Here is a 21395-nt window from a genome sequence, read left to right as displayed (position 1 = left end):
GCGATGACTGAGAACCCCCAACCCGGCGAAGAGCAGTCGAGCGCCGAGCGTTCCGAAACCGGCCTCACGGCGAAGGGTCCGGGCGCGGCCGAGGCCGTCGTGACCGGCCGCGAACGCCAGGGCATGTTCGGCGTCCGCGGCACCGGCGACACCTCCGGCTACGGCGGCGTCCGGCTCCCGGCCTACAGCCCGGCGCCGGCCGAGCGCCCGTACGGCGGCTGGTTCGACCAGTTCGCTGACGAGTTCTACGCGGCACTGGCCGAGCGCAAGATCCCCGCCGAGGCGATCCTGCAGACGACGGTCGACCGCGGCGAGATCACCTTCTACGTCGCCCGCGAGCACCTGCCCGCGATCGCCAAGGCGCTGCGCGACGACGGCGGCCTCCGCTTCGAGCTGCTGTCCTCGGTGTCCGGTGTGGACTACGGCGTCGACGTCCCGCAGCGGCTGCACGCGGTCTACCACTTCACGTCGCTGACCTACCGGCGCCGGATCCGGCTCGAGGTCACCCTCGACGTCGAGGACGCGCACGTGCCGTCGCTGGTGGAGCTGTACCCGACCGCCGACTGGCAGGAGCGGGAGACCTGGGACATGTTCGGGATCGTCTTCGACGGCCACCCGGCGCTGACCCGGATCCTGATGCCGGACGACTGGGACGGCCACCCCCAGCGCAAGGACTACCCGCTCGGCGGGATCCCGGTCGAATACAAGGGCGCGGAGATCCCGCCGCCGGACCAGCGGAGGTCTTACTCGTGAGCACCGAAAACCTGTCGGACGTCACGACCGGTACTTCGACGACCGAGGCCGGCAGCGACAGCACCGACGACAAGGCCGGCACCGACAACGTCGGCTACGCCGACTCCCGCGACACCACCGAAGGCCGCGTCTACACGGTCTCCGGCGGCGACTGGGACGACGTCATCGCCGACGCGGCGCACGACGAGCGCATGGTCATCAACATGGGCCCGCAGCACCCGTCGACGCACGGCGTGCTCCGGCTCGTGCTGGAGATGGAGGGCGAGACCGTCACGCAGCTGCGGTCGGTCATCGGCTACCTGCACACCGGCATCGAGAAGAACTGCGAGTACCGGACCTGGACCCAGGGCGTCACCTTCGTGACGCGCATGGACTACCTGGCCCCGCTGTCGACGGAGATGGCGTACTGCCTCGGCGTCGAGAAGCTGCTGCAGATCGAAGCCCCGCGCCGCGCGCAGCTGCTGCGCGTGCTGCTGCTGGAGATCAACCGGATCGGCTCGCACCTGGTCTACATCGCCACCGGCGGCATGGAGCTCGGCGCCACCACCGCGATGACGCTCGGCTTCCGCGAGCGCGAAGAGGTGCTGCACCTGCTGGAGCACCTGACCGGCCTGCGGATGAACCACGCGTTCATCCGCCCCGGCGGCCTCGCGCAGGACATGCCGGCCGACTACCACGAGAAGGTCACCGACTTCGTCAAGACGATGAAGAAGCGCCTTCCGCTGTACGACAAGCTCTTCACCGGCCAGCCGATCTGGCGCAACCGGCTCAAGGGCGTCGGGTACCTGCCGGTCGACGCGTGCCTCGCGCTCGGCGTCACCGGCCCGGTGCTGCGGTCCGCCGGCCTGCCGTGGGACCTGCGCAAGACCGAGCCGTACTCCTGCTACGACGAGTTCGACTTCGACGTGCCCGTGGACAACGGCGCCGACTGCTGGTCGCGCTACCTGATCCGCGTCCACGAGATGCACGAGAGCCTGAAGATCATCGAGCAGTGCCTGGAGAAGCTCGAACCGGGCCCGGTCATGGTCGAGGACAAGAAGATCGCCTGGCCCGCGCAGCTGTCCATCGGCAGCGACGGCATGGGCAACTCCCTCGAGCACGTCAAGAAGATCATGGGCCAGTCGATGGAGTCCCTGATCCACCACTTCAAGCTGGTCACCGAGGGCTTCAAGGTGCCACCGGGCCAGGTCTTCGCCTCGGTCGAGTCGCCGCGCGGCGAGCTGGGCGTGCACCTGGTGTCCGACGGCGGCACGCGGCCCGTCCGCGTCCACGTGCGGGACCCGAGCTTCGTGAACCTGCAGTCGATGCCCGCAATGGCCGAAGGCGGCCTGGTGGCGGACGTGATCGCCGCCATCGCCTCGATCGACCCCGTCATGGGGGGAGTGGACCGATGACCTCAACGTTCCCCGAACCGGGACCGAAGGACGCGGCGACGACGTACGCGGCCGCGTCGGCCGACACCGACGTGGTCGCCATCGCGCCCGACCCCGCGGTGGCCGCCGGGATCATCACCGAGACGCCGCTGGAAGACGTCTTCGACGCGGACGTCCACGCGAAGGCGCAGGAGCTGATCGCGCGCTACCCGATGTCCCGCTCGGCGCTGCTGCCGATGCTGCACCTCGTGCAGTCCGTGCAGGGGTACGTCAGCCAGGAGGGCATCGCGTTCTGCGCGCAGCAGCTCGACCTGTCCGACGCCGAGGTCAGCGCGGTGGCGACGTTCTACACGATGTACAAGCGCCGTCCGTGCGGTGAGCACCTCGTGAGCGTCTGCACCAACACCCTCTGCGCGGCCATGGGCGGCGACGCGATCTACAAGAAGCTCCAGACGCACCTCGGCTCCGAGGACGCGCCGCTGGGGCACAACGAGACCGCGGGCACGCCGAACGAGCCGGGCTCGATCACCCTCGAGCACGCCGAGTGCCTCGCGGCCTGTGACCTCGCCCCGGTCATCCAGGTCAACTACGAGTACTTCGACAACCAGACCGAGGAAAAGGCCGTCGCGCTGGTCGACGCGCTGCAGGCGGGCAAGAAGCCCGCCCCGACGCGCGGGGCCCCGCTGACGAACTTCAAGGGCGCCGAGCTCCAGCTCGCCGGGTTCTTCCCGGAGGACGAGCGGACCTACCGCACGGACGTCGACGGCCCGTCGCAGGCCGTCGAGACGCTGCGGGGCGCGAAGCTCGCGCAGGATCGCGGCTGGGTCGCCCCGGTGGCCTCCGACGTCCCCCTGCCGGAAGTGGAGAAGAAGTAATGGCCGATCCCATTACCCCGGTCCTCACGAAGCGCTGGCTGTCGCCGAACTCCTGGCAGATCGGGACGTACGAAGCGCTCGAGGGCTACACGGCGATCCGCAAGGCGCTGGCCGGGACGCCGGAGCAGCTCGTCCAGCTGATCAAGGACTCGGGCCTGCGCGGCCGCGGCGGCGCGGGCTTCCCGGCCGGCATCAAGTGGTCGTTCATGCCGCCGAACTTCGACAAGCCGCACTACCTGGTCATCAACGCCGACGAGGGCGAGCCGGGCACCTGCAAGGACATCCCGCTGATGATGGCGGACCCGCACTCGCTCATCGAGGGCTGCATCATCGCCTCGTACGCGATGCGGTCCAACCACTGCTTCATCTACGTCCGCGGCGAGGCGCTGCACTGCATCCGCCGCCTCAACGCGGCCGTGCGCGAGGCCGAAGCGGCGGGCTACCTGGGCGAGAACATCCTCGGCTCCGGCTTCGACCTCAAGATCACCGTCCACGCGGGCGCGGGCGCGTACATCTGCGGCGAGGAGACGGCGCTGCTGGACTCGCTCGAAGGACGTCGTGGCCAGCCGCGGCTCAAGCCGCCGTTCCCGGCGGCCGCCGGTCTGTACGCGGCGCCAACCACGGTGAACAACGTCGAGACCATCGCCAGCGCGCCCTACATCGTCAACGCCGGTTCCAGCTGGTTCCGCGAGATGGGCCGCGAGAAGTCACCCGGGCCGAAGATCTACTCGATCTCCGGCCACGTCGAGAAGCCCGGCCAGTACGAGTGTCCGCTCGGCACCACGCTGCGCGAGCTGCTCGACATGGCGGGCGGCATGAAGGACGGCATCCCGCTCAAGTTCTGGACCCCGGGCGGCTCCTCGACCCCGATGTTCACCGCCGAGCACCTCGACGTTCCCCTGGACTTCGAAGGCGCGGCGGAAGCCGGGTCGATGCTGGGCACCACCGCCGTCCAGGTCTTCAACGAGACCGTGTCGGTGCCGTGGGCCGTGATGAAGTGGACGCAGTTCTACGAGCACGAGTCCTGCGGCAAGTGCACGCCGTGCCGCGAAGGCACGTACTGGCTGGCGCAGATCCTCGAGCGCATGGTCGAGGGCCACGGCACCGAGGAGGACATCGACACCCTCCTCGACGTCTGCGACAACATCCTCGGCCGGTCGTTCTGCGCACTCGGCGACGGCGCGGTGTCGCCGATCACCAGCGGCATCAAGTACTTCCGCGAGGAGTTCCTCGCGCTGTGCGAAGCCAACCGCCACGAACAGACCAAGCCCGAACTCGTGGGAGCGCAGGCATGACGATCGCGCCCGACAAGCCCGAGACCACCGAGACGCCGGTCCCCGAGGGCCACGTCAAGCTGGTCATCGACGGCGAAGAGGTCATCGCCCCCAAGGGCGAGCTGCTCATCCGCACCGCCGAACGCCTCGGCACGGTCATCCCGCGATTCTGCGACCACCCGCTCCTCGACCCGGCGGGCGCCTGCCGCCAGTGCCTGGTCGAGGTCGAAATGGGCGGCCGCCCGATGCCGAAGCCGCAGGCGTCCTGCACGATGACCGTCGCCGACGGCATGGTCGTCAAGACCCAGCTGACGTCGGCGGTCGCGGACAAGGCCCAGCAGGGCGTGATGGAGCTCCTGCTCATCAACCACCCGCTGGACTGCCCGATCTGCGACAAGGGCGGCGAGTGCCCGCTGCAGAACCAGGCGCTGGCGCACGGCCGCACCGAGTCGCGGTTCGTCGACACCAAGCGGACGTTCCCGAAGCCGCTGCCGATCTCGACGCAGGTGCTGCTGGACCGCGAACGCTGCGTGCTCTGCCAGCGCTGCACCCGGTTCTCCCGCGAGATCGCCGGCGACCCGTTCATCGAGCTCCTCGAACGCGGCGCCCACCAGCAGATCGGCACCGCGGAGACGGCGGACGTCCTGGACCTGGCGTCGCGGACGACCAGCGGCCAGCCGTTCCAGAGCTACTTCTCCGGCAACGTCATCCAGATCTGCCCGGTCGGCGCCCTGACCAGCGCCGCCTACCGCTTCCGGTCGCGGCCGTTCGACCTGGTGTCCTCGCCGAGCGTCTGCGAGCACTGCTCGTCCGGCTGCGCCGAGCGCACCGACTTCCGGCGCGGCAAGGTCCAGCGCAAGCTGGCCGGTGACGACCCCGAAGTCAACGAAGAGTGGATCTGCGACAAGGGCCGGTTCGCCTTCCGCTACACCGGCGCCGAGGACCGCATCCGCCGCCCGCTGGTCCGCAACCGCGAGACCGGTGCGCTGGAAGAAGCGTCCTGGACCGACGCGCTGCGCATCGCCGCGGCCGGGCTCGTGGAAGCCCGGTCCAACGGCGGCGTCGGCGTGCTGACCGGTGGCCGGCTGACCGTCGAGGACGCCTACGCGTACGCGAAGTTCGCCCGCGTCGCCCTGCAGACCAACGACGTCGACTTCCGCGCCCGCCCGCACTCGGCCGAGGAACTCGCGTTCCTCACCTCGCACGTCGTGGGCGTGACACCGGAGTCCGGCGTCACCTTCGGCGAGATCGAGCGGGCCCGCACGGTCCTGTGCGTCGCCTTCGAGCCCGAGGACGAGGCCCCGATCGTGTTCCTGCGGCTGCGCAAGGCGGCCCGCCGGAACAAGACCCGGGTCGTCCACTTGGGACAGTGGACGACGTCGTCGGTGCGCAAGACGTTCGGTGAGCTGCTCGCCTGCGTCCCCGGCCAGGAAGCCGCGGCCGTCGAAGGCATCGCCAAGCACGCGCCGGACCTCGACGAGGCCCTGCGCGGCGAAGGTGCCGTCGTCCTGGTCGGCGAGCGCGCCGCCGCGGTCCCCGGTTTGTTCGCCGCCCTGCACGACCTGGTCGAGCGCACCGGCGTCCGGCTCGCGTGGATCCCGCGCCGCGCCGGTGACCGGGGCGCGCTGGAAACCGGCTGCGTCCCGTCGCTGCTGCCCGGCGGCCGCCGGGTCGGTGACGACGCCGCCCGCGTCGCCGTCGAAAACGCCTGGGGCGTCCCGATCCCGGCCACCCCGGGCCGCGACACGACCGACATCCTGCTGGCCGCTTCGGCCGGCGAGCTCGGCGGCCTGGTCGTCGGCGGCGTCGACCCGTACGACCTGCCGGACCCGGACCTGGCGCTGCGCGCGCTGGACACCGCCGGGTTCGTGGTCAGCCTCGAACTGCGGCACAGCGCGGTGACCGAGCGCGCGGACGTCGTGCTCCCGGTGGCGGCGTCGGACGAGAAGTCCGGCAGCTACCTGAACTGGGAGGGCCGGACCCGCCCGTTCGACACGACCATCGAAGGCACCGGCGCGCTGCCGGACTGCCGGGTGCTCGACACGCTCGCCGTCGAGATGGACGCGGACCTGTTCACGCAGACGCCGGCCGCCGCCCGCGGTGACTTCGAGAAGCTGGGCCAGGCTTCGGCGCTGCGCTGGAGCCACGTCGCCGCCGAGGTCGCGCCGCCCGCGGTGCCGGCGGCCGGCCAGGCGGTCCTGTCGACCTGGCGCCAGCTGATCGACAACGGTTCGCTGCAGGACGGCGAGCCGCACCTCAAGGGCACCCAGCGCACGCCGGTCGCGCGGCTGTCCGCGACGACCGCGGCCGGGCTCGGCACCACCGTGCGGGTCAGCACCGAACGCGGTGCGATCACGCTGCCGGTGGAGATCGCCGACCTGCCCGACGGTGTCGTGTGGCTGCCGGGCAACTCCGACGGCTCCGCCGTGTTCAAGACGCTCGGTGCCGGCCATGGCGCCGTGGTGAACCTCGCTGGAGGTGGGCAATGACCCCGCTGCTGACCGAAGCCGCCGTGGGCAGCGTGCCCGACGCGGCGACGCGGGCGGCGCTGCTGGCCGACGACCCGTTGTGGCTGATCCTGCTCAAGTGCGTGGTCATCCTGCTGATCGGGCCGATCCTGACGATCTTCCTGATCGTCTGGGAGCGCAAGGCGGTCGGCCGGATGCAGAACCGGCCCGGCCCCAACCGCGTCGGCCCGGGTGGCTACCTGCAGTCGCTGGCGGACGCGATCAAGCTGCCGTTCAAGGAACAGATCATCCCGGACACCGCCGACCGCAAGGTGTACTTCCTCGCCCCGGTCGTCTGCGTGGTGCCGTCGCTGATCGCGCTGTCGGCCATCCCGTTCGGCCCGGTCGTGTCGATCTTCGGTGAGCGGACCGTGCTGCAGCTGCTCGACCTGCCGGTCAGCGCGCTGGTGATCCTGGCCTGCTCCTCGATCGGCGTCTACGGCATCGTGCTCGCCGGCTGGTCGTCCGGCTCGCCGTACCCGCTGCTCGGCGGCATGCGCAGCGCGGCGCAGGTGATCTCCTACGAGATCGCGATGGGCCTGTCGATCGTCGCGGTGATCCTGCAGGCCGGGTCGCTGAACCTGGCCGACATCGTCGGCGCGCAGCACAAGGTGTGGTTCCTCTACCTGGTCCCGAGCTTCGTGATCTACCTGATCTCGATGGTCGGCGAGACCAACCGGGCGCCGTTCGACCTCCCGGAGGCCGAGTCGGAGCTGGTCGGCGGCTTCCACACCGAGTACAGCTCGATGAAGTTCGCGATGTTCTTCCTCGCCGAGTACGTCAACATGGTGATCGTCTCGGCGTTCGCGACCACACTGTTCCTCGGCGGCTGGATGGCCCCGTGGCCGCTGTCGCTGATCGGGAACAACGTGCTCAACACCGGCTGGTGGCCGGTGCTGTGGTTCTTCGCGAAGATGTTCATCCTGCTCTTCGGGTTCATCTGGCTGCGCGGCACGCTGCCCCGCCTGCGCTACGACCAGTTCATGCGCCTGGGCTGGAAGGTCCTGGTCCCGCTGAACCTCGTGTGGATCGTCATGGTGACCTTCGCGAAGGTCATCACCTGGAACGTCACGACGATCATCATCGCCGCGGTCGCCATCTTCATCGTCGTCGCGCTGTTCTTCTACGTCCGCGCGGCGGGCCGCGAAGAGGAGAGCGAGTCGATCCCGGTGACCGGCGGCGGTTTCCCGGTCCCGCCGCTGGACCTCAAGGTCCCGCAGACCACCCCGCGTCAGAAGGCCTTGGCCAAGGCCGAGGCGAAGGCGGCCCGCCGCAAGCCGGCGGCCGTCGGTACCGCAAAGGAAGGAGCGCAAGATGGGGTTTCTTGATCCCGTCAAGGGCTTCGGCGTCACCTTCGGGATGATGTTCAAGAAGGTCGCCACCGAGGAGTACCCGGAGGCCGGCGCGCCGGCCGCACCGCGGTACCACGGGCGCCACCAGCTGAACCGCCACCCGGACGGTCTCGAGAAGTGCGTCGGCTGCGAGCTGTGCGCGTGGGCGTGCCCGGCGGACGCGATCTTCGTCGAGGGCGGTGACAACACCGAGGAGGCCCGGTTCTCGCCGGGCGAGCGGTACGGCAAGGACTACCAGATCAACTACCTGCGCTGCATCGGCTGCGGCCTCTGCATCGAGGCGTGCCCGACCCGGTCGCTGACGATGATCAACTTCTACGAGCTGGCCGACGACGACCGCCAGCGGCTGATCTACACGAAGGAGGACCTGCTCGCCCCGCTGCTGCCCGGCATGGAGCAGCCGCCGCACCCGATGCGGCTCGGCGAAAACGAGCAGGACTACTACGTGAACGGCCCCGAACTGGCTCGCGGGGAGGGCGTCAAGTGATCGGCGCACTCCTCGCCTCGGCGCCCACCGGCGCCGCCGCGGGCGTCACGACCGGCGAGGCCATCGCGTTCTGGATCCTCGGCCCGCTTTCGCTGCTCGGCGCGCTCGGCATGATCTTCTCCCGCAACGCCGTCCACTCGGCGCTGTGGCTGGTGCTGACCATGCTGAGCCTGGGCGCGCTGTACATGATCCAGTCGGCGCCGTTCCTCGGGTTCACGCAGATCATCGTCTACACCGGCGCGATCATGATGCTGTTCCTGTTCGTGCTGATGCTGGTCGGCCGGGAGAGCTCGGACTCGGTCGTCGAGGTCCTCCGCGGTCAGCGGCTGGCCGCGACCGTGCTCGGCATCGGGATCGCCGCGCTGCTGGCCACCGGCATCTACCGGGCGCTGGCCAACGTCACCCCGGCGATCCCGCTCGACTCCGCCAGCCCGGCGGGCGGCGGGCCGAAGGGCCTGGGCCGGCTGATCTTCACCGACTACCTGTTCCCGTTCGAGCTGACGTCGGCGCTGCTCATCACCGCCGCGATCGGCGCGATGGTGCTGGCCTTCACCGACCGGCACGGCAAGGGCGGCAAGCTCACGCAGAAGGAACTGGTGCTGCTGCGCTTCCGCGGCGAGCACGACCGGCCGTCGCCGCTGCCCGGCCCGGGTGTCTTCGCCACCGCCAACTCGGTCGCGACGCCGGCGCTGCTGCCGGACGGCTCGATCGCCCCGGAGTCGCTCTCGGCGATCATCGAGTCCACCTCGGCGATCGAGCTGGCGAAGGAACGCAAGCTCGTCTCGGACGAGGGCCCGCACCCGGACGCGCACGCGCTGGTCGGCACCGAAGCCGCGGCGGAAGGCTCGGAAGGGGAGAAGGCATGACCCCCACGTACTACCTGCTGCTGTCGGCGCTGCTGTTCTCGCTCGGCGCGGTCGGCGTGCTGGTGCGGCGCAACGCGATCGTCGTGTTCATGTGCATCGAGCTGATGCTCAACGCGGTGAACCTGTCGCTGGTCACCTTCGCCCGGATCAACGGCGGGCTCGACGGCCAGATCATGGCGTTCTTCGTCATGGTCGTCGCGGCCGCCGAGGTCGTGGTCGGCCTGGCGATCATCATGGCCATCTTCCGCACCCGGCGCTCGGCCTCGGTCGACGACACCAACCTGCTGAAGTACTAGGAGACCTCCGAGTGACCGCATCATCGTGGCTGCTGGTGGCCCTCCCCGCCCTCGGTGCCCTGATCCTGCTGCTGGCGGGCAAGCGCGCCAAGGCGTGGGGGCATCTGCTCGGCTGTGCCACCGTCACCCTGGCTTTCATCTACGGGCTGATTCTGTTCTTCAGCGCGAACACGAGCACGGCGTCCGACGTCAAGGTCTACTCGTGGATCCCGGTCGGGGCGCTGCAGGTGGACTTCGGGCTGCGGATCGACGCGCTGTCGCTGACGTTCGTGCTGCTCATCACCGGCGTCGGCATGCTGATCCACTACTACTCGATCGGCTACATGGCCGACGACGAGGGCCGGTACCGCTTCTTCGCGTACCTCAACCTCTTCGTCGCCTCGATGCTGGTTCTGGTGCTGGGCAACAGCTTCGTGACGCTCTACCTGGGCTGGGAGGGCGTGGGTCTCGCGTCCTACCTGCTCATCGGCTGGTACCAGGGCCGCCCGTCCGCCGCCACCGCGGCGAAGAAGGCGTTCCTGATGAACCGCGTCGGGGACGTCGGCCTCGCGCTGGCGATCTTCATCATGTTCAAGTACGCGGGCTCGACCGGCTACGCGCAGGTCTTCCAGGCGGTCGGCGACGGCAAGTTCTCGCCGGGCGCGATCACCGCGATGGCCATCCTGCTCCTGCTGGGCGCCTGCGGTAAGTCCGGCCAGTTCCCGCTGCAGGCGTGGCTCCCGGACGCGATGGAGGGCCCGACCCCGGTGTCGGCCCTGATCCACGCGGCGACGATGGTGACCGCGGGTGTCTACCTGGTGGCCCGCTCGAAGGACATCTTCAACGCCACCGAGGACGGCCGGCTGATCGTCACGCTGGTCGGCACGGTGACGCTGCTGCTCGGGTGCATCATCGGCTGCGCGTACGACGACATCAAGAAGGTCCTCGCGTACTCGACGGTCAGCCAGATCGGCTACATGATGCTGGCCGTCGGCCTCGGGCCGATCGCGTACGCGCTGGGCATCATGCACCTGGTGGCGCACGGCTTCTTCAAGGCCGGGCTGTTCCTCGGGGCCGGGTCGGTCATGCACGGCATGAACGACGAGGTCGACATGCGGAAGTTCGGTGGCCTGCGCAAGGCCATGCCGATCACGTTCATCACCTTCGGCCTCGGCTACCTGGCCCTGATCGGCATCCCGCCGCTGTCGGGCTTCTTCACCAAGGACGCGATCATCGAGGCGGCGTTCGGCCAGGGCGGCTGGCGCGGCTGGGTGATGGGCGGCGCGGCCCTGCTGGGCGCCGGGCTCACCGCGTTCTACATGACCCGCCTGATGATGATGACGTTCTTCGGCAAGGAGCGCTGGAAGGACCTCAAGTCCTCCGACGGCCGCGACTTCCACCCGCACGAGTCCAAGCCGGTCATGTGGGTCCCGATGGCGGTCCTCGCGGTCGGCTCGGTCGGCGCAGGCTGGTTCTTCAGCCAGGGCCACACCTTCGCCAAGTGGCTGACCCCGTCGGTCGGCGAGCTGGAGGAAGCGCACGACCTGCCGGTGGACGCCTGGGTGATCTCGGTGGCGGCGGTCGTGCTCTCGCTGGCCGGCGTCGCGCTCGCGTACCTGATCTTCCGCCGTGACGTCCCGGTCGAGCAGCCCCAGCGGGTTTCGTTCGTCACCCGGGCCGCGCGCAAGGACCTCTACGGCAACGCCCTCAACGAGACGCTGGTCGCCCGCCCGGGCACCTGGCTCTCGCGGGCGCTGGTGTACGTCGACAACCGCGGCGTCGACGGCGCGGTCAACGGCCTGGCCGCCGGTCTCGGCGGCGGGTCCGGCCGGTTGCGGCGGCTGCAGACCGGGTTCGTCCGGTCCTACGCGCTGTCGATGCTGGGCGGCACGTTCCTGCTTCTGGCGGCTCTCCTGCTGGTGAGGTTCTCCTGATGACCTGGTTGCTCATCCTCATCCTGGTGCCGCTCGCCGGCTCGCTGGTGCTGGCGTTCCTCAAGGGGAACGACCGCGCCGCGGTGCTGGCCGCACTGGTGTTCTCGATCCTCGAGTTCGTGCTGATCATCCCGTTCTGGCTCAGCTACTCGCCCTCGGGCGCGCGGCTGCAGATGACGTCGAGCTTCGACTGGATCCCGAGCTTCGGGGTGCACATCGCGTTCGGCACCGACGGCATCTCGCTGATCATGATCGCGGTGATCGCGCTGCTGGTGCCGATCGTCGTCGGCGGGCTCGGCACGCTGGACAAGCTGCCGGCGGGCCGCAGCGCGGGCGGGTTCCTCTCGCTGATCCTGCTGCAGGAGGCGCTCACGATCGGCGTGTTCGCCGCGACCGATGTCTTCCTGTTCTACGTGCTGTTCGAGATCATGCTGATCCCGATGTACTTCCTGATCGGCGGCTACGGCGGCGCGAACCGGCAGTACGCGGCGGTGAAGTTCTTCCTGTACTCGTTCCTCGGCGGCCTGATCATGCTGGCGTCGGCGATCGGGGCGTACTCGCTCGCGAAGGACAAGATCGGGCACGGCACGTTCGACTGGGCCACGCTGGTGACGGTGGTGCGCGACGCGCCGCTGTCCACGCAGATCTGGCTGTTCCTCGGGTTCTTCCTGGCCTTCGCGATCAAGGCGCCGCTGGTGCCGTTCCACACCTGGCTGCCGGACGCGGCGGGCGAGGCGCCGATCGGCGTCGCCGTCCTGCTGGTCGGCGTGCTGGACAAGGTCGGCACGTTCGGGTTCCTGCGCTACTGCCTGCCGATGTTCCCGCAGGCGAGCAAGACCCTGGCGCCGCTGGTGCTGGTGCTCTCGGTGATCGGCGTCCTCTACGGCTCGATCCTCGCGGCCGGGCAGCGGGACATGAAGCGGTTCATCGCCTACGTGTCCATCGCGCACTTCGGCTTCATCTCGCTGGGCATCTTCGCGTTCAACGAGCAGGCGATGGTCGGCTCGGCGACGTACATGCTCAACCACAGCCTGGCGACCGGCATGCTGATCGTGGTGATCGGCCTGGTGATCGCGCGCGGCGGGTCTTCGAAGATTTCCGACTACGGCGGCATGGCGAAGGTGACCCCGCTGCTGGCCGGCCTGTTCCTGCTCGCCGGTCTGTCGACGCTTTCGCTGCCGGGCACGAACTCCTTCATCTCGGAGTTCCTGGTGCTGCTGGGGTCCTTCGTGGACCAGCCGGTGTACACGATCCTGGCCACGGTGGGCATGGTCCTGGCCGCGGCGTACGTCCTGTGGCTCTACCAGCGGGTCTTCCAAGGCCCGGTCCGCGGGGACGCCCTGGTGGGCGTCGGCGGCGGCCCGGGCACGGCGATCGCGCCGGAGCTGGGCGCCAAGAAGGCCGTCCGCGACCTCGACGGTCGTGAGATCGCGATCCTCGCGCCGCTGGTCGTGCTGATCATCGTCCTCGGCTTCTACCCGAAGCCGGTGCTCGACACAGTCACCCCGACGGTGCAGCAGACGCTGTCCGCGGTCCAGGGAGGCAAGTAAAAGTGCTCGACATCCTCCTGACCCAGGCGCCGGCGCCGATCGCGACGCCGTCGATCGACTACCCGGCGGTGCTGCCGGTGCTGATCGTCCTCGGCGCGGCGTGCGTCAGCGTGCTGGTCGAGGCGTTCGCGGCGAAGCGGTCGCGGTTCGGCATCCAGGTGGGCCTGAGCCTGGCAGCGATCGTCGCGTCCGGTGTCAGCCTGGTCATCTACGCGACGGGCAGCGCGCCGGCGGGCGGCGTGACGACGTTCAGCGGCGCGATCTCGATCGACCGGCCGGCGCTGTTCCTCTGGGGCACGCTGCTGGCGCTGGCGGTCGGCGCGGTGCTGCTGATCTCGGATCGGGTCGTCGAACCGGGCGGCGCGCTGGTCGCGCAGGCGAGCATCCGCCCGGGCACGGTCCAGGACCGCGCCCAGACGGCGACGGTGATGCAGACCGAGGTGTTCCCGCTGACGCTGTTCGCGCTCGGCGGCATGATGGCGTTCACCGCGGCGAACGACCTGCTGACGATGTTCATCGCGCTGGAAGTGCTTTCGCTGCCGCTGTACCTGATGTGCGGCCTCGCCCGCCGGCGGCGGTTGCTGTCCCAGGAAGCGGCGGTCAAGTACTTCCTGCTGGGCGCGTTCTCCTCGGCGTTCTTCCTGTACGGGCTGGCGCTGCTGTACGGCTACGCGAACTCGGTGAAGCTGGGCCAGATCGCGGCCGCGGCGGCGGGCTCGGACCGGTCGGACACGCTGCTGTTCGCGGGTCTGGGTCTCCTGGTGGTCGGCCTGCTGTTCAAGGGCTCGGTGGGCCCGTTCCACACCTGGACCCCGGACGTCTACCAGGGCGCGCCGACGCCGGTGACGGCGTTCATGGCGGCGTGCACGAAGGTCGCGGCGTTCGGCGGGATCCTGCGGGTGCTGTCGGTGGCGTTCTCGTCGACGTCGTGGGAGTGGCGCGGGGTCCTCTGGGGCGTGGCGATCATTTCGATGGTGATCGGCGCGGTGCTGGGCCTGACCCAGACGGACGTCAAGCGCATGGTGGCGTACTCGTCGATCGCGCACGCGGGCTTCCTGCTGGTGGGCGCGATCGCGATGACCAAGGACGGGTTGTCGAGCACGCTGTTCTACCTGCTGGCGTACGGCTTCACGACGCTGGCGGCGTTCGGCGTGATCAGCCTGGTCCGCGATTCCTCGGGCGAGGCGACGCACCTGTCGGCGTGGGCGGGTCTCGCCAAACGATCGCCGCTGGTGGCGGGCGTGTTCACGTTCTTGCTCTTGGCTCTCGCGGGCATCCCGTTGACGTCCGGTTTCGTCGGGAAGTTCGTGGTGTTCTCGGCGGCGCTGTCGGACGGAATGGCGCCGTTGGTCGTGATCGCGTTGGTCTTCAGCGCGGTGGCGGCGTTCTTCTACCTGCGCGTGATCGTCCTGATGTACTTCTCGGAGCCGGCGGCGGACGGCCCGTCGGTCTCGGTCCCGGGCTTCGGCACGGGAACGGCGATCTTCCTGGGCACGGCGGTGACGCTGGTGCTGGGCCTGGTCCCGGCGTTCGCACTCGGCTGGGCCGGTTCGGGCGGGTTCGCTTTCTGAGGTTTTGCTCGTCCGGGGCCGTCACTCCCTTCGGGAGTGGCGGCCCTATTTCAGTTTCCGGCTGAGCTGGTGCGGTTCGCCGGGGAGAACGCTGATGTAGCCGTCGGCGAGCGCAATCCCGACGCGGCCCTCGTGAAGGTCGAGGTAGCTGACGGTCTTGTCGTCGGCGTAGAGCTGCCCGACGCCGTAGTGGGGCTGCTGGAAGAGTGCGTCGAGTTCCTGCGCTTCCCGGCTGCGCGCGGGCGCGTCGTCGAAGATGTCACTTTCGTGTTGTGGCTGGAAGTCGGCCTGGGGAAGCGAGAAGGGCCTGATCGCCGCGGGCGGCCGACGCGGAAGCCGGGCGACGAGGGCATCGGCGGGATGGGTGTCGGGGGAGACATCACCGAGTTCAACCCGCCCGCCCCGGCACACAACGGCGACGGCCCGACGCCCCTGCGCGGCGACGAGCACCCCAATTTGCTCAGCGGTGTCGCGGGCGTAGCCGAAGAACTGCCGCGCGGGCCGGTCGATCAGGTGGAGGACGTCTTCGAATTCGGGGGTGAAGCCGTCGCCCTGGACGAAACCGAAGGGGCTGAGTTCCTCGAAGGCTTCCCGGTCGACCCGGTGTCTCGTGCTCGGCGGGACGTAGCGGATTCCCGGCGCGAGAACGGGGTGCGGCTCACCGCAGCCGGCGTTGCGCATGGCGGTGAGCAGGGTACTGAGCGAGAATTCGGCGTTCACGGTTTGGTCCGGTTCTCCCCGATGACCGGTGGTACGGGCTTTTCGATGAGGCCGCCGAAGGTTTCGTCGGGGTCGGGGTTTCGGAGGTAGGAAGCCGGTTTCTTTTCGCGGTCTTCTTCTTTGCCGCCGCGTCCGGCCATGGGGCCGCCCATGGGGAGGCCGTTCGCTCCGCGGGCACCGGTGGCGCCGGGTCGGGAGGTGCCGCCGGGGAGGCGTTCCTCGGGGAAGCGGGCTCCGCTGCCGCTGCCGGGGGGCCGCATGCCGGGGCGGTTGCCTGTGCCGGTGTTGGTCCCTGGCGTTCCTGATCCGGTGCTGCTTCCCGGCGTTCCTGGTCCGGTGCTGGCTCCCGGGGTTCCCGTTCCGGTTTGGTATCCGCCGTACGGGCCGGTCCCGGGCCCGAACCCGCCGGGCCAGTTCTCGCCGGAGCCGGTGAGGTTGCTGACGGGTTGCCCGGTGGGCCCGAACTCATACCCACCCTGGGCAGCGGGGAGGACGGGCCGGGGGACGTAGCTGTTGGCGTGGGTCGTGTCGGAGTTGGTCGTGCCGGGCGGCCAGGCCTGGTTCTGGTTTTGGTTTTGAACCTGGTTCTGGCTCTGTGTCTGGGTTTGGTTCTGATTCTGGTTTTGGGGTTGGTTGGGTTGCTGCGCGCGGGCCGTCTGCCGGTTCTGTTGAGCAGGAACCTGAGGCTGACGAGGGTTGCGCGTCCACTCGCCGGTATCGGTGCGCTGGTTCTGCGTGCCGGTTCCGGGCGTGCTCATGGAAATGGCAGTGCCGGAGTCGGTGAGCTGGGCAAATTGAGGCGGCATTCGCCCACCATTGGTGGTGCTGGCGGAGTGGTAGGCACTGAAGGCGTCGATGTTGGCCTGGCTGTCGGCCTGCCAACTGGTGACCTTGGTGTTGTAGGAACCCCACCCTTGCCCGTTGAGAACGTGGAGGACGTCATCGGCCGCCAATTCGGGCGGCTGAGCAGCAACGGGCTTGACGGAGTGCTTGGCGGTCCCAAAGGCATCCATCTGAGCCGCCACGGCGGTCTGCGCATTCCGCAGGTGAACAGCATCATCAGCAGCGGCCTGCACAAGAGGCCGAGTGGCATCGGCGGCAGCGTCCCCACCATCCCCGCGCCAGCCGGCCATGGTCTTGGTCCGGAGAGCGCTGATCCGCTGAGCCCGATCAACCATCCGGTCGGTGAGCTGCCCGGCCCCATCCTGCGCATCAGCCAGCGAGCCGACACCCTCGCCGCCGGTGATCTGTTCGTAGATCTCCGCCGCTGTCAGCGGCGTCTCGGTCGCCATCAATTCCCCCCGCGGAGGTTGCCCAGAACCTGTGCGGCGATATCGTGGGCCACCACACAGGGATCCTTCTTGCCGATGTTCCTCTCGGACTGCGCGACGTGCATGTCCACGGCCTGAGTGTCGCTCACCCCGATCGCCACCGCGCACCGCCCGCGAGTCGCTCGCTCGTCGGTCACACCGTAGGCGACAATGGGGAAACCGTCGAGTGATTCCATCGGCTGGAAAAAGCGATACTTCGTATCTTTGGCTTGATAAACGCTCGTCAGTCCGAGATGGTCGGCGGTCACGAAGATGATCCCGATCCCGGCCTGGGATACGTCGGCTGAATCCCACGAGCAAGTCGGCCCAGCGGGTGCCTGTACGTCCGGCTTGCCTGACACGCCAGACCCGAGAAGTGCGGCTACTTGAGAGTCGGTCAGAGCGCCACACGGCTCCTGCTTGAAGCGCGCTACGTCTATCGGACTCGTTACTTCGGGAACGCCTGGTCCCGGAACCGCGCCCGTGTTTTCGGATGATGAGACCGTGCCCGGGGCAGAGCTGACAGCCGACGGAGTGCCCGGATTGGTGGTGGAACATCCTGCCGCCACGAGCAGCAACGCGCTGGACATCAAGACAGTGCGGCGCATCAGAGACTGCCTCCGGTTTGCGTGATTCCCGTGGTGTGATCATCCTCGGCGCGCGCGTACTTACGCAAAGCGGCTTCGAACTTGGCGGCCATGTTGCGGCAGTACTCTTCCCGAGCGGCAAGGGTCGATAGCAAAGCTTCCCCGGACTGCTGAATTTTCTCCGCGTTGCCGCCACTCGCGTACTCGAGCCCTGGGCCCTTCACGCGGGTGAGCGTCGATGCCTGATCCTGGTCGTGTTTGAACTCGCGCGCCAGGTCGTTCCACTCGTGCATCAGCTCACGAAGCGTCGCCTCGTCATACTCGAACCCCCCGGAACCGGCGCCGGAGCCGGAACCGGCACCCGACCCGTACGACCCAGCCTGCGGGACCCCCTTCGGGCCCGGCAGCTCCCAATCCCCACCCGGGTCGTAAACCGGACCCTCAGACACAACCCACGACCGTCGTCATCAGCTCTCCCCTAGCTTGCAGTCTGCTCCACCCCGAGCACCCTGCGTATCCGACGCACCGCACCCTACCAGGGTTCCCACACCCCGAAACCGAGGTCGCGAGGGCCGCGGCCGTCCTCTCGGTGGTCTCCCCGGCCGCGGCCCTCGGGACGTCTGCGGGGCCTCCCCGGCGACGAGAACCCCGACACTTCCCGCCCGGATATCCGCCCGCCGGCGGCGTCCGTTGCGCCGAAGATCTGGTCTCACCCTTTCGAGGAGGGGGAACCACCCGGTGCGGTGTCATGTTCGTCACCGTTTCCGCTGGACAGCGGGTAAACGACCGCGCGGTGCAGCCACTACGCTCAAGGGGAACCGACCGGTGCACGAGTAGAGCGGAGCCGACGTGTCTGTGCCTTCCCCAGCCCCCGGGGCGGGATCCCTCCCCGCTGCGCCGGGCGGCGCCCTCGACGACCTGCGGGCGTCGGTCGGGCTGCAGATCGCCGACGAAACGCTGCTGCGGTCCATCGCCGGCAGGCTCACCGAGGTCGAGAAGCTGCTGCGGGAGGTCGTGCGCAGCGATGTCCAGGCCGTCAACGACGCCGCCTTGCACCTGGTCGAGGCCGGGGGCAAACGCTTCCGTCCGCTCTTCACCCTGCTCTCCGCGCAGTTCGGGCCCAAGCAGGACGACCACGTCGTGATCGCCGCCGCCGCGGTCGAGCTGGTGCACCTCGCCACGCTCTACCACGACGACGTCATGGACGAGGCCGACATGCGGCGCGGGGCCGAGAGCGTCAACGCGCGCTGGGACAACACCATCGCCATCCTCACCGGTGACTTCCTCTTCGCGCACGCCTCGCGCCTGGTCGCCGACCTGGGCACGGATGCCGCGCGGATCATCGCCGAGACCTTCGGCGAGCTGGTCACCGGGCAGATGCGCGAGACCGTCGGCCCCGGGCCGGGCGATGACGCCGTCGCGCACTACCTCACCGTGATCGCCCAGAAGACCGGCTCGCTGATCGCGACCTCGGGCCGGTTCGGCGGCATGATGTCCGGCGCCGCCGAGGAGCACATCGAGGCGCTGCGCCGGTTCGGCGACATCATCGGTACCGCGTTCCAGATCTCCGACGACATCATCGACATCGCGTCGCCGTCCGACGAGCTCGGCAAGGCGCAGGGCACCGACCTGCGCGAAGGCGTCCGGACGCTGCCCATGCTGTACGCGCTGGCCGACCCGGAGACCGACCCGCGGCTGCTCGAGCTGCTGTCCGGCCCGCTCGCCGACGACGCCCTCGTGCAGGAGGCGCTCGAGCTGCTGCGGGTCAGTAGCGGACTCGATCGAGCACGCGTCACCCTCTCCGACTACGCTCAGCGCGCGCGAGCCGAGCTCACCGCGCTGCCCGCGTCACCCGCCCGGGACGCGTGCGAGTCGGTCGCCGACTACCTGGTCGCGCGCACGCGCTAAGCACTTAACAGGGGCAGGGAAAGATGTCCATATTCGGACAGGTCTGGCTGTGGAGCCTCGCCGCGTTCTTCGTCGGGGTCCTCCTCACCTGGCTGGTGCTCGTGCTGCCGCTCCGCAAGAGCGTCCGCCGGCTGGAGAGCTCGCTCGCGCAGGCCCACGCCGACGCCGCGCGCATCCCCGCGAACGCGGCCGCGGTCGGCGGCACCGACGCGTTCCGGCGGCCCGAGCCGGAGCCGGAGCCGGAGCCGTCGCGCCAGGAGACCTCCTACCCCGGCACGCTGGTCGCCGCGCCGCCGATCCACCGCGACGACGTCCACGACGACATCGACGAGGACTTCGCCGAGCTGGACGCCCAGGTGCCGTCGCGGGTGCCGCCGGAGCCGGAACCCGTCCGGGCGCCGGAGCCGGAGCCCGAGGAAGACGACCCGTACCGGAGCGCCGCGGCCCAGTTCCTGACGCCGGAAGCCGAGCCCGACCGCGCCGCCTCGACGCAGTACCTGACCCCGGTCGGGAACTCCTTCGACGACGACGAAGAGCTCGAGTCGCTGCCGCGGCACGAGGAGAAGCTCGACGTCGATGCCGCGGGCTCGCTGTTCCAGCCGCCGTCCGGCGAGGCGCCCGCGCCGGACTGGTTCGACGACGAGCAGCCGTCCGAGCGGTCGGCGTTCGAGGAGCCGGTCGAGCGCACGCGCTTCATCACCACCCACCCCGGTTCGGTGCACGACGACGAGCCGGACGAGGACGACGACGAGGACGAGACGCCGCAGTACGCGTTCGGCGGCGACATCGCCGACAGCGACCTGGACGTGCCGCCGGAGACCCCCGCCGAAGCGACGCAGGTGCTGCCGAAGCGGCAGCCGCGGGAGGCGGTGCGCGGCGGTTTCGACGCGCCCCAGCCGATCCAGCCGTCGATGCGCACGGTCGAGCGCCGCGAACCCGACCTGTCCGGCGCGCACAGCGGCTCGCTGTTCGAGCCGTCGGTGCAGCCGAACCAGGCCGCCGCCGGCATCGCGGCGCCGGAGCCGCCCCCGGCCCGCCAGGCGGCGGGCGATTCGGTCCCGCCGGGCCCGTTCGGTCCCGGCTCGGCGATGCCGCGCCCGGGTGGCGGGGCGCCGAGCGACAGCTTCGCGGTGAAGGCCAGCGTCACGGCTTTGCGGTACTGCACCGAGGAATCCGTGCAGTTCCCGAAGATGGTCGCCGAGGTGTGGTTCCGGACGGCCGAGGACGCCGAGCGCGTCGGGTTCCGCCCGCTCAGCTGAGTTTCCCCGCGATGAGGGGCACTTCCACGGACGTGGCGGTGCCCCTCATCGCGTTTCAGGCGGCCTGGAACAGGACCAGGGCCGCGCCGCCGGGGTCGGTGACCACCACCAGCGAGCCGAACGGCAGGTCGGTGCGCTCGCGCACCAGGGTTCCGCCCAGCTGAACGGCCTTCGCCGCGGCGGCGTCCACATCGGACACCGGCGCGTAGGGCAGCCACTGCGGCGCCCGGTCGTCGCCCGGGGCGAGCTCGGTGAGGCCGCCCCAGGGCGCGCCGCCGCTCGTCAGGAGCTTGTCGTTCGCCTCCCAGCCCAGCAGCTCGGCGAAGAACCGCCTGCTACCGGCCGCGTCGGTGGTGCGGACGTCGAAAAACACGAAAGGTGAGTTAGGTCGCATGACCTGAAACCTAGGACACGTGTCCCAATTCAGGCAACCCCGAAAACGCCGAAGGCCGCCATGCACCGGGCATGGCGGCCTTCGGGAAGTGCCAGTGGTTACGCGACCGTCCAGGTGTCCTTGCCACGCAGGAGGGCCTGCAGGTCCGGTTTGCGGGCTGCGCGGGCTTGTTCGACTTGGGCGCGGGCGCTGTCGTCGTAGGTGGGGCGTTCGACTTGGCGGAGGATGCCGGTGGGGACGTGGTTGAGGTTCTGGTCCCCGAGGCGCGACAGGGCGAAGGCGTAGGAGGTGTCCGCGATTGACGGGTCGTGGACGACGATGTTGTCTTCGCCGATGTCGGCGGCTTTGGCGACGTCGAGGCCGCCCCAGTCGCCGCGTTGGACGCCGAATTCCTGGTTGG

19 protein-coding genes and 1 pseudogene are annotated in these 21395 nt (G+C 69.5%); 14 read left to right on the top strand and 6 right to left on the bottom strand.

Annotated features, from left to right (window positions below; translation table 11 throughout):
* Nucleotides 1-3 precede the first annotated feature (3 nt).
* From ACLJPY_RS49480 to nuoN, 12 genes are read left to right on the top strand one after another with little or no spacing between them, the layout of a single operon-like run.
* Entirely contained in the window at nt 4-753 is a 750-nt protein-coding gene (locus ACLJPY_RS49480; RefSeq protein WP_410597973.1) for an NADH-quinone oxidoreductase subunit C, read from the top strand.
* Nucleotides 750-2147 carry an NADH-quinone oxidoreductase subunit D gene (locus ACLJPY_RS49475; protein ID WP_410597972.1) on the top strand — a complete coding sequence of 466 codons (1398 nt, stop codon included), beginning with the start codon at nt 750-752 and terminating at the stop codon, nt 2145-2147. The genes ACLJPY_RS49480 and ACLJPY_RS49475 overlap by 4 nt, the downstream gene beginning before the upstream one ends.
* Nucleotides 2144-3001 (top strand): NADH-quinone oxidoreductase subunit NuoE, encoded by an 858-nt coding sequence (gene nuoE, locus ACLJPY_RS49470; RefSeq protein WP_410597971.1) that lies wholly within the window; start codon nt 2144-2146, stop codon nt 2999-3001. Before ACLJPY_RS49475 ends, nuoE begins: the two co-directional genes overlap by 4 nt.
* Nucleotides 3001-4296, top strand: coding sequence for an NADH-quinone oxidoreductase subunit NuoF (gene nuoF, locus ACLJPY_RS49465; protein ID WP_410597970.1), 1296 nt, complete (start codon nt 3001-3003; stop codon nt 4294-4296). Before nuoE ends, nuoF begins: the two co-directional genes overlap by 1 nt.
* Nucleotides 4293-6764, top strand: coding sequence for an NADH-quinone oxidoreductase subunit G (locus ACLJPY_RS49460; protein WP_410597969.1), 2472 nt, complete (start codon nt 4293-4295; stop codon nt 6762-6764). The genes nuoF and ACLJPY_RS49460 overlap by 4 nt, the downstream gene beginning before the upstream one ends.
* A complete protein-coding gene (nuoH, locus tag ACLJPY_RS49455) occupies nt 6761-8110 on the top strand; it encodes an NADH-quinone oxidoreductase subunit NuoH (protein WP_410597968.1) in 1350 nt (449 codons plus the stop codon). The genes ACLJPY_RS49460 and nuoH overlap by 4 nt, the downstream gene beginning before the upstream one ends.
* Nucleotides 8097-8621 (top strand): NADH-quinone oxidoreductase subunit NuoI, encoded by a 525-nt coding sequence (gene nuoI, locus ACLJPY_RS49450; protein WP_043783834.1) that lies wholly within the window; start codon nt 8097-8099, stop codon nt 8619-8621. Before nuoH ends, nuoI begins: the two co-directional genes overlap by 14 nt.
* Complete coding sequence (locus tag ACLJPY_RS49445; protein ID WP_410597967.1) at nt 8618-9487, top strand: NADH-quinone oxidoreductase subunit J; 870 nt, start codon at nt 8618-8620, stop codon at nt 9485-9487. Before nuoI ends, ACLJPY_RS49445 begins: the two co-directional genes overlap by 4 nt.
* On the top strand, nt 9484-9783 hold the full coding sequence (gene nuoK, locus ACLJPY_RS49440) for an NADH-quinone oxidoreductase subunit NuoK (protein WP_363999543.1): 300 nt from the start codon (nt 9484-9486) through the stop codon (nt 9781-9783). Before ACLJPY_RS49445 ends, nuoK begins: the two co-directional genes overlap by 4 nt.
* 11 nt (nt 9784-9794) lie before the next feature.
* Nucleotides 9795-11696 (top strand): NADH-quinone oxidoreductase subunit L, encoded by a 1902-nt coding sequence (nuoL, locus tag ACLJPY_RS49435; protein ID WP_410597966.1) that lies wholly within the window; start codon nt 9795-9797, stop codon nt 11694-11696.
* Nucleotides 11696-13246: an NADH-quinone oxidoreductase subunit M gene (locus ACLJPY_RS49430; protein ID WP_410597965.1), complete on the top strand. Its 1551-nt coding sequence runs from the start codon at nt 11696-11698 to the stop codon at nt 13244-13246. Before nuoL ends, ACLJPY_RS49430 begins: the two co-directional genes overlap by 1 nt.
* A 2-nt stretch (nt 13247-13248) precedes the next feature.
* Nucleotides 13249-14817 (top strand): NADH-quinone oxidoreductase subunit NuoN, encoded by a 1569-nt coding sequence (nuoN, locus tag ACLJPY_RS49425; RefSeq protein WP_410597964.1) that lies wholly within the window; start codon nt 13249-13251, stop codon nt 14815-14817.
* A gap of 45 nt (nt 14818-14862) precedes the next feature.
* Here nuoN and ACLJPY_RS49420 read toward each other — a convergent pair whose 3' ends face one another.
* Genes ACLJPY_RS49420 through ACLJPY_RS49405 form a run of 4 tightly spaced genes read right to left on the bottom strand, consistent with a single transcriptional unit; the run spans nt 14863 to nt 17727 of the window.
* Complete coding sequence (locus ACLJPY_RS49420; protein WP_410597963.1) at nt 14863-15537, bottom strand: ESX secretion-associated protein EspG; 675 nt, start codon at nt 15535-15537, stop codon at nt 14863-14865.
* Nucleotides 15534-16829 (bottom strand): hypothetical protein, encoded by a 1296-nt coding sequence (locus ACLJPY_RS49415; RefSeq protein ID WP_410597962.1) that lies wholly within the window; start codon nt 16827-16829, stop codon nt 15534-15536. The genes ACLJPY_RS49420 and ACLJPY_RS49415 overlap by 4 nt, the downstream gene beginning before the upstream one ends.
* Complete coding sequence (locus ACLJPY_RS49410) at nt 16829-17437, bottom strand: DUF3558 domain-containing protein (RefSeq protein WP_410597990.1); 609 nt, start codon at nt 17435-17437, stop codon at nt 16829-16831. The genes ACLJPY_RS49415 and ACLJPY_RS49410 overlap by 1 nt, the downstream gene beginning before the upstream one ends.
* Before the next feature lie 17 nt (nt 17438-17454).
* A complete protein-coding gene (locus ACLJPY_RS49405) occupies nt 17455-17727 on the bottom strand; it encodes a hypothetical protein (RefSeq protein WP_410597961.1) in 273 nt (90 codons plus the stop codon).
* A 562-nt stretch (nt 17728-18289) separates the two neighbouring features.
* Between ACLJPY_RS49405 and ACLJPY_RS49400 the strand changes: the two genes are divergently transcribed.
* Together ACLJPY_RS49400 and ACLJPY_RS49395 are read left to right on the top strand one after the other, a co-directional pair.
* Nucleotides 18290-19342, top strand: a complete 1053-nt coding sequence (locus ACLJPY_RS49400) for a polyprenyl synthetase family protein (protein WP_410597989.1) — start codon at nt 18290-18292, stop codon at nt 19340-19342.
* Nucleotides 19343-19365: 23 nt separating this feature from the next.
* Nucleotides 19366-20601 carry a hypothetical protein gene (locus tag ACLJPY_RS49395; protein ID WP_410597960.1) on the top strand — a complete coding sequence of 412 codons (1236 nt, stop codon included), beginning with the start codon at nt 19366-19368 and terminating at the stop codon, nt 20599-20601.
* Nucleotides 20602-20656: 55 nt separating this feature from the next.
* Here the strand turns inward: ACLJPY_RS49395 and ACLJPY_RS49390 are convergent, their stop codons facing one another.
* Nucleotides 20657-20974, bottom strand: coding sequence for a VOC family protein (locus ACLJPY_RS49390; RefSeq protein ID WP_410597959.1), 318 nt, complete (start codon nt 20972-20974; stop codon nt 20657-20659).
* A 119-nt stretch (nt 20975-21093) separates the two neighbouring features.
* Nucleotides 21094-21395, bottom strand: a pseudogene (locus ACLJPY_RS49385) (2-oxoacid:ferredoxin oxidoreductase subunit beta); the annotation flags it as partial.

Source organism: Amycolatopsis sp. lyj-23 (assembly GCF_046549135.1).
Classification (GTDB): domain Bacteria; phylum Actinomycetota; class Actinomycetes; order Mycobacteriales; family Pseudonocardiaceae; genus Amycolatopsis.
The sequence above is the reverse complement of the archived record's forward strand: the minus strand, read 5'-3'. Positions and strand labels throughout refer to the sequence as shown.